This is a genomic window from Ferrovibrio terrae, from assembly GCF_943372915.1.
GTDB lineage: Bacteria > Pseudomonadota > Alphaproteobacteria > Ferrovibrionales > Ferrovibrionaceae > Ferrovibrio > Ferrovibrio terrae_A.
In genome coordinates, this window is record NZ_CALSAN010000059.1 from 1 (window position 1) to 7,401 (window position 7,401).

8 protein-coding genes are annotated in these 7,401 nt (G+C 65.0%); 7 read left to right on the forward strand and 1 reads right to left on the reverse strand.

The annotated features are described in order from the left end of the window. The 7 genes from AAG821_RS21835 to AAG821_RS21865 all read left to right on the forward strand — a co-directional run. Positions 1-637, forward strand: a 637-nt coding sequence (locus AAG821_RS21835) for an FtsX-like permease family protein (RefSeq protein WP_341916458.1), incomplete at its 5' end; no start/stop codon positions are given. Beyond that, positions 630-1,310, forward strand: coding sequence for an ABC transporter ATP-binding protein (locus AAG821_RS21840; protein ID WP_341914235.1), 681 nt, complete (start codon positions 630-632; stop codon positions 1,308-1,310). The genes AAG821_RS21835 and AAG821_RS21840, both read left to right, overlap by 8 nt. Positions 1,311-1,393: 83 nt before the next feature. Further along, positions 1,394-2,305 carry a DUF4238 domain-containing protein gene (locus AAG821_RS21845; protein WP_341914237.1) on the forward strand — a complete coding sequence of 304 codons (912 nt, stop codon included), beginning with the start codon at positions 1,394-1,396 and terminating at the stop codon, positions 2,303-2,305. A 153-nt stretch (positions 2,306-2,458) separates the two neighbouring features. Continuing rightward, entirely contained in the window at positions 2,459-2,914 is a 456-nt protein-coding gene (locus AAG821_RS21850; RefSeq protein ID WP_341914238.1) for a (2Fe-2S)-binding protein, read from the forward strand. Further along, on the forward strand, positions 2,911-4,923 hold the full coding sequence (locus AAG821_RS21855; protein WP_341914240.1) for a molybdopterin cofactor-binding domain-containing protein: 2,013 nt from the start codon (positions 2,911-2,913) through the stop codon (positions 4,921-4,923). Before AAG821_RS21850 ends, AAG821_RS21855 begins: the two co-directional genes overlap by 4 nt. Before the next feature lie 4 nt (positions 4,924-4,927). Further along, complete coding sequence (locus AAG821_RS21860; RefSeq protein WP_341914242.1) at positions 4,928-5,848, forward strand: AraC family transcriptional regulator; 921 nt, start codon at positions 4,928-4,930, stop codon at positions 5,846-5,848. Between the two features lie 79 nt (positions 5,849-5,927). After that, positions 5,928-6,653, forward strand: a complete 726-nt coding sequence (locus AAG821_RS21865) for an SDR family oxidoreductase (protein WP_341914244.1) — start codon at positions 5,928-5,930, stop codon at positions 6,651-6,653. Between the two features lie 7 nt (positions 6,654-6,660). Here the strand turns inward: AAG821_RS21865 and AAG821_RS21870 are convergent, their stop codons facing one another. Next, the gene (locus AAG821_RS21870) at positions 6,661-7,188 is read right to left on the reverse strand and encodes a GNAT family N-acetyltransferase (RefSeq protein WP_341914246.1); all 528 of its coding nucleotides are present in this window, start codon (positions 7,186-7,188) and stop codon (positions 6,661-6,663) included. Positions 7,189-7,401: the final 213 nt, after the last annotated feature.

Here is a 7,401-nt window from a genome sequence, read left to right on the forward strand (position 1 = left end):
CATCTACCTGCCGTTCGAGGCCGCCCAGACCTATTTCCGCCTGCAGAACATGGCCAATTCGGTGGAGGTGCGGCTGGTCGACCCGCTCAAGGCCCGCGAGGCGGCGCGCGGCATCATGCAGCGGCTGGGGCCGAATTACCGGCTGTATGACTGGCAGCAGGCCAATGCGCAGTTCGTCAGTGCGCTGGAGGTGGAACGCAACGTGATGTTCCTGATCCTCACCCTGATCATCGTGGTGGCGGCCTTCAACATCATTTCCAGCATGATCATGCTGGTGAAGGACAAGGGCAGGGACATCGCCATCCTGCGCACCATGGGGGCCGCGCGCGGCACCATCATGCGGGTGTTCGTGATCGCCGGCGCCAGCATCGGTGTGCTGGGCACCGCCAGCGGCTTCACGCTCGGCCTGGCATTCTCGCTCAATATCGAAAGCATCCGCCAGGTGCTGCAGACCATGACCGGCTGGCAGCTGTTCCCGGCCGAGATCTATTTCCTCTCCCAGCTGCCGGCCAAGGTCGACAGCACCGAGGTGGTCTATGTGGTGGTGATCGGCCTGACGCTCACCCTGCTGGCGACGATCTATCCCAGCTGGCGTGCCGCCCGCCTCGATCCGGTGGAGGCCCTGCGGTATGAGTGAAGCAGTTCTGCAGCTGGAGAATATCCAGCGCGTGTTCAAACAGGGCGGCGAGGAAATCGCCGTGCTGCGCGGTGTCGATCTCAGTGTGAAGCGCGGCGAGATCGTCGCCCTGCTCGGTCCGTCCGGCTCGGGCAAATCCACGCTGCTGCATATCGCCGGCCTGCTGGAACAGCCCTCGTCGGGCCGCATCGTCATCGGCGGACAGGATTGCAGCGCCATGGGGGATGCCGACCGCACCCTGACGCGCCGGCATCGGCTCGGTTTCGTCTACCAGTATCACCACCTGCTGCCGGAATTCTCGGCGCTGGAGAACGCCGCCATGCCGTTGCGCGTGCGCGGGCAGGGGGCTGCCGAGGCCAAGCGCACTGCCGGCGAGCTGCTGAAGCATCTGGGCCTGGGCCATCGCCTCGAGCATCGCCCGGCGCGGCTGTCGGGCGGCGAACAGCAGCGCGTGGCGATTGCCCGTGCCGTGGTCGGGAAGCCCGATCTGCTGCTGGCGGACGAGCCGACCGGCAACCTGGATGAAAAGACCGCCGAGATCGTGTTCGGCGAGTTGACCACGCTGGTGCGCACCAGCGGCATCGGCGCGCTCATCGCCACCCATAACCTGGAGCTGGCCAGGCGCATGGACCGCGTGGTCACTCTGCATGAGGGCAAGCTGCAACAGGTGTAGGCTTGGGGTAAAACTCGGCAAGGCAGACCGGAGAACAACTCTCGGCTATATTTGCCCGCTAAATGTGGGCTTTCCGCAGGACAATGAGCACACCTAGGCGGCATCATTTTGTACCCGCATTCTACCTGCAACAATGGGCGGGTCCGACAGGTGATGTCATCGAACATTCGGTGAAACACATCAATCTCGTTTCAAAGCCGATCGGCCCAGCTTCTACAGGCTTTGAATTTGATCTTTATGCATTTGATGCGTTGCCTCCCGAGACGAGGCAGCATTTGGAGCAGCGGTTTTTTAACTACGTAGACGGCCTAGCCTCGAGTGCGTTGGGTCAGCTTCTTGATGGTCGATATGCGACAGTGTCTGATCCGAAAATCAGGAGTGCTTGGTCCCGCTTTGTGCTGGCGATGATCACCAGACACCCAGATACAATGGCAGAGTTACGGAACGGCGCGGAGCGGATTTGGAGGGAGGCTGGTCAAGGTTACCTTCAACAAGACTATGAGAAGTTTCGCAGGCCTGAAGACCCGCCGACGTTGGAGGAATATCATGCCAAGGCAGATCCTCTAATAGAGGAAAAAATGAAGCTCAACCTGCTCATATCTGTCTTTGACCATGCAGAGTTAGGGCAGCGTGTAAATAATATGCATTGGGCTGTGCTGGATCTTTCGAAAGCAAAGCATCGTTTGCTGACATCGGACCGGCCAGTCCAATATTGGGATTTGAACAAACCAACAGGTGTTCTGAGTATCCCGATTAGTCCGACAAAGATGTTTTTAGCAGTAAATGATAGAAAGATTTTGAAACAGGTTTTGCAGCGTCCATCAAATGAATTTGTTGTCGGCAGCAATAAGAATGTTGTCACGCGTGCGCGCCGATACGTTTGGAGTCACGATATGTCGCAGTTTTCTTTCATCAAAAGATACATTTCTACGGCTTTAGAAAAACTACCCCTTTTCCCTTCGATGGGCGGCGAGAATACGAAGCGGTCGTTGTAGTTCAGCTGCATTGCTGTTCTGAAGGCTTGGATGCCCGGATCAAGTCCGGCCATGACGGTCTTATAGTCTAGGGCCCCCTGCTTTTGGCGCGATCGTTCAATACTGGTTGCCACAACTGTCCGAGACTGCCGGCTCCTGAACACGGAGCCCGCCATGCTGCTCACCATCAATGGCCGCGAGGCCGATATCCCCGACGCCCGCGCCGGCGATCCATTGCTCTGGGTGCTGCGCGAGACGCTCGGCCTCACCGGTACCAAATTCGGCTGCGGCCAGGGCCTGTGCGGTGCCTGCACGGTGCATCTGGATGGCGCTGCGATCCGCAGTTGCCAGATCAGCGCCGGTGACGCTGCCGGGCACAGCATCGTCACCATCGAGGGGCTGGTCGGCGAGACACTGCATCCGGTGCAGCAGGCCTGGATCGCCGAAAGCGTGCCGCAATGCGGCTACTGCCAGGCCGGGCAGATCATGGCGGCCGTGGCGCTGCTGCGCGAAACGCCGAAACCCGACGATGCCGCCATCGATGCGGCGATGGCCGGCAACCTCTGCCGCTGTGGCACCTACCAGCGCATCCGCAAGGCGATCCACCGCGCGGCAGGGCAGCCGTCATGACAGTCATGTCGCGCCGCAATCTTTTCGCTCATGCCGCGCGCTTCGCTGCCGGCATCACGGTCTTTGCCGCCGCGCCGGCCTGCGCCTTCAGTCCGCTGCCGGCGCTGCCGACCCGCAGCATGCCGGCCACCGAGGCGCGGATCGCCTGGCTGCGGCTGCTGCCGGATGGCCGGGTGCGTTTGCTGCTGCCGCGCCAGGAAATGGGGCAGGGCGTGAGCGTTGCGTTGCGCCAGATCGTGGCCGAGGAGCTGGAGGTCGAGCTGGAGCGCATCGAGGTCGTGTTGCCCGACACCGCCGCCATCGCACCGGTGAAGTCAACGGTCGGCAGCGACAGCGTGAAGGATTTCGCCGAACCGGTCGCCCGCGCCGCAGCCCTGTTGCGGGAGCATCTGCGCCATGGCGGGCATGCTGCCGAGATCATCGACCGTGGCCAGCCGGTGACGCTGCGCAGCCTGCAGCCGGATGTTGCGCACCGCCATGTCGGTCAGGCCCGGCCGACCGAGCAGATTGCGGCCATCGTGACCGGCGCACCGGCAGTTTACGCGGGCGATATCCGCCTGCCGGGGATGATGTTCGGTCTGGTGCTGCCGGCGGGTGCAACCGTTGCGGCCGGTGATGACAACGTGCGGCTGGTCGACCTGCCGGATGGCCGGCGCGGCCTGCTGTCTGCACATCCGGGCCCGCTGCATGCCCGCGCGGCCGGGATCGAGCGGGCGCGGACACCGAAGCCGATGCCGGCAATGGATGTGGATGTGGCCCAGGCGCGCGGCCGTCTCGAACACCGCCTGCGCAATGATTCTGTGAACGCTGCCGCTGGCTGGACGCTGGACCGGCGCTACGACATTCCCTTCGCCGCCCATGCGGCCATCGAGCCGCGCACGGCGGTGGCGCGCTGGCGGCCGGATGACCCGGTGCGGCTGGAGGTCTGGACCGGCACGCAGGATGCGTTCTTCGTGCGCGAAACGCTGGCCAGGCAGTTCGGCCTGTCGGTCGACAGTGTGCTGGTGCACAGCTGTCGCATCGGCGGCGGTTTTGGCGCCCGCACCATCGTGCGGGCGGAGCTGGAGGCCGCGCTGCTGGCGCAGGTTGCCGGGCATCCGGTGAAGGTGCAGTGGACGCGGGCGGCCGAATTCATCGACGGCTTCCATCGGCCGCCGTCTTCTCATCGCATCCGTGCCCGGCTCGATAACGACGGGCGCATCACCGACTGGTGGCATGGCTTCTGCTCCGGCCATGTCATCTTCACATCGGCCGCCATGCCGCGCTGGATGCAGGCGGTGACCGGTTTCGTGAAGGATCCCGGTGTGGCGCGCGGTGCGATGCCGCCCTATGCCGCGGCCCGGATGCGGGTGGAATTCTCCGATATCCGCCTGCCGGTCGATACCGGCCCGTGGCGCGGACTCGGTGCCGGGCCGAACGGCTATGCCATCGAGAGCGCCATCGACGAACTCGCCAGTATTGCCGGTCAGGATCCGTTGCAGTTTCGCCTGGCCAATCTCGATCCGCAGCACGGCCGCCTGCGCGCCTGTCTGGAGCGGGTGGCGCAACTGGCGGACTGGACCGGCGCGAAAGCCGGTGGCACCGGTCGCGGTATCGCCTGCGGCATCTACAAGGACACCAGCTACGCGGCCGTGATCGCCGATGTGACGGTGGGTGCAGACGGTGCGGTGCGGGTGACGCGACTGTACTGTGCGCAGGACAGCGGCCGGATCATCAACCCCGACCAGGTGCGGGCGCAGATCGAAGGCAACCTGCTCTGGGGCCTGGGCATGGTGCTGACCGAACGGCTGCCGATTGAGGATGGCCGGGTCGCTGCCTATACTTTTGCCGACTCTCCGATCCCGACCATGGATGCCATGCCGGCCATCGACATCGCGCTGATCGAACCGCCGGGTGCAATGCCCGCCGGTGCCGGCGAGACGGCCATGGTGGCGGTTGCCGCCATCGGCAACGCCATCGCGGCAGCCACCGGACGGCGGCTGACCGTACTGCCATACCGGCCGGCCTGATGTCGTGAGCGATTACGCCAGCGCCGCCTTCGTCGGACTGATCCTGCGCCAGATGGCGGCGGCCGGCATCGCCCTGCCGGCCGATCTGCAGGTGGGCACCGCGCCCGGCGGCCCGCCGCAGGTGACGCTCGATCTCAAGCGCCGGCTGCTGGCGCATGCCTGCGGGATTGCAGGGCCGGCCTTTGTCATCGATATCGGGCAGGGCATTCATGCCGTGCCGAACGATCCGACGCTGGACGTGCTGCGCCGTGCCGGCGATCCGGCCGGTCTGCTGGACCGCTGGGCGCGGCTGGAGAAATACCATCACTCGCATCACCGCGTGGATGTACTGCAGATCGGCGAGGGCATCGCGCATCTGCGGCATCGCTCGCTGCGCGGCCCGGCGCCTTCGGTGCTCGAAAGCCTGGCCGTGCTCGGCCTCCTGGTTGCCCTGCTGCAGGCCATCGGCTGCGATGGCCTTGAGGCCGATCTGGGAAACGAACCGGCGATGCGGCAGGGGCGTGCCGTGCTGACAGCGCAGCCGGCGGGGCCGGCGGACTGGCAGTTGCGCTGGACGGCGGTGCGACGGGACAAGCGCATCCTGCCACCGCCGCAGCCCGGTCTGATCGATCAGCTCTATGCCCTGCTGGACGACGATCCGGTGCGGCCCTGGCCGATCGATGTGGCGGCCGGCGCCATCGGCCTGTCGTCGCGCGACCTGCAGCGGCGCCTGCACCGGCAGGGCGCATCTTACTCGGGCATCCTGCGCGATGCCCGGGTGCGGCGAGCGGCACGGGCGATGCTGGACACGCCGGCGTCACTGGCGGAAATCGGCTACGCCGCCGGCTTCGCCGATCAGGCGCATTTCACCCGCGAGTTCCGCCGCATCCTCGGCGCCAGCCCGGCCGAATGGCGCCGGCTGGCCGCGCCGGCGCGGCAGGCGTAGGCCGGACTGCCTGCCGCTAGGGCAAGATTGCAAGTCGCTGTGGCCGACTTAACATCCTCCGGCAAAGGCGGAGGACACCATGGCCGATATCATCCTGCTCACCCATGTGCGGCATTTCATCGGGCCGGGCGCGGTGCGCCGGCTGCTGCAGGACGGGCATACCGTCGTCTGCCATGACATGAGCTTTGCCGATGCCGCGGCGCGCGCGGCCTTCGCCTCGGAGGTGCCGGGCGCGGAAGTCTGCGCCGCCACCGATCCGGCCGCGCTCACCGCCGAGGTTCTGGCCCGCTTCGGCCAGATCGACGCGCTGGTTTCCAATGATCCTTATCCGGCCGTGCGGGCGCCGGTGGAAGAGGCCGACCCGGAGGAGTTCCGCCGCGCGCTGGAGGCCATGGTGGTCTGGCCCTATACGCTGATCGGCAAAGTCGCGGCGGCGATGAAGGCGCGCAAGGCCGGCCGCATCCTGATCGTCTCCTCGGCGGCACCGCTCACCGGCATTCCCAATTACTCGATGTATGCCATCGCGCGCGGTGGGGCGAATGCGATGGTGCCGACCCTGTCGAAGGAGCTGGCGCGCTGGAACATCCCGGTGAACGCCATTGCCGCCAACTACATCAAGAACCCGGATTACTTCCCGCCCGAGCTGCTCGCCGATACCGCAGCCGTCGCCAAAATGGTGAAGAACATCCCGCTCGGCCGGCTGGGCGAGCCGGAGGAGGTGGCCGAGCTGGTGGCGCTGTTCGCCGGCGGCCGCTGCGGCTTCGTCACCGGCCATGTCATGCCGATCGCCGGCGGCTGGGCCTGAGGGCGGTCTAGGGCGTCCTTGCCCGCCACTGGTCCCGTGTCTGGCCCCAAAGCTGGGTCGACACGTTAATCGGCGCCGGCAGGTGGCCGTCGCGCAGGTAGGTCGAGCCGAGCCGTTTGGCCACGGCCTGCGAGTTGGTGTTCTCGGGCACGATGCAGTGGATCACCTCGGTCCAGCCGAGCTGGTCGAAGGCCCAGTCGATGGCCGCCGTGGCGCCCTCGGTGGCGTAGCCCTTGCCCCAGACGTCGCGCACCAGACCCCAGCCCACCTCGGTGCCGGGCCAGCCTTCCGGCTGCCAGGGGCCCAGGCGGCCGACCCAGCGGCCGGTCGCCTTCTCGATCACCGAGAACATGCCGAAACCGTTGATGGCCCAGGAGCCCGCCATCAGGGCAATGCCGCGCCAGGCGATCGGTGGTGTCATCACACCACCCAGATGCCGCATGGCCTCCTCGTCGGCACCCCAGGCGCACCAGGCCTCGAAATCTTCCCTCTGCGGCGGGCGCAGGATCAGGCGGGCGGTTTCCAGCTGGATCATGGTGTCAAACCTGCGTCTTCACTTAATTTTTCATAAATTATTATTATATTTCATATTATTATATAAAATATCTAATGTAATGGCTTAAATTAATTTAAGCGAATTACAGGCTCCGGTTTAGCTGCGCCAGCGCAGAACCGTATCCTTGACCATATTGATGAAGGGCCGGCCTTCGTCGCGGGCCCGCTGGTATTCGTTCTTGAGCTGATGATA

What these genes read in the sequence shown, in the direction of transcription:
- AAG821_RS21840 (WP_341914235.1), top strand. Translation starts at nt 630, where the DNA reads ATGAGTGAAGCAGTTCTGCAGCTGGAGAATATCCAGCGCGTGTTCAAA.
- AAG821_RS21845 (WP_341914237.1), top strand. Translation starts at nt 1,394, where the DNA reads ATGAGCACACCTAGGCGGCATCATTTTGTACCCGCATTCTACCTGCAA.
- AAG821_RS21850 (WP_341914238.1), top strand. Translation starts at nt 2,459, where the DNA reads ATGCTGCTCACCATCAATGGCCGCGAGGCCGATATCCCCGACGCCCGC.
- AAG821_RS21855 (WP_341914240.1), top strand. Translation starts at nt 2,911, where the DNA reads ATGACAGTCATGTCGCGCCGCAATCTTTTCGCTCATGCCGCGCGCTTC.
- AAG821_RS21865 (WP_341914244.1), top strand. Translation starts at nt 5,928, where the DNA reads ATGGCCGATATCATCCTGCTCACCCATGTGCGGCATTTCATCGGGCCG.
- AAG821_RS21870 (WP_341914246.1), bottom strand. Translation starts at nt 7,188, where the DNA reads ATGATCCAGCTGGAAACCGCCCGCCTGATCCTGCGCCCGCCGCAGAGG.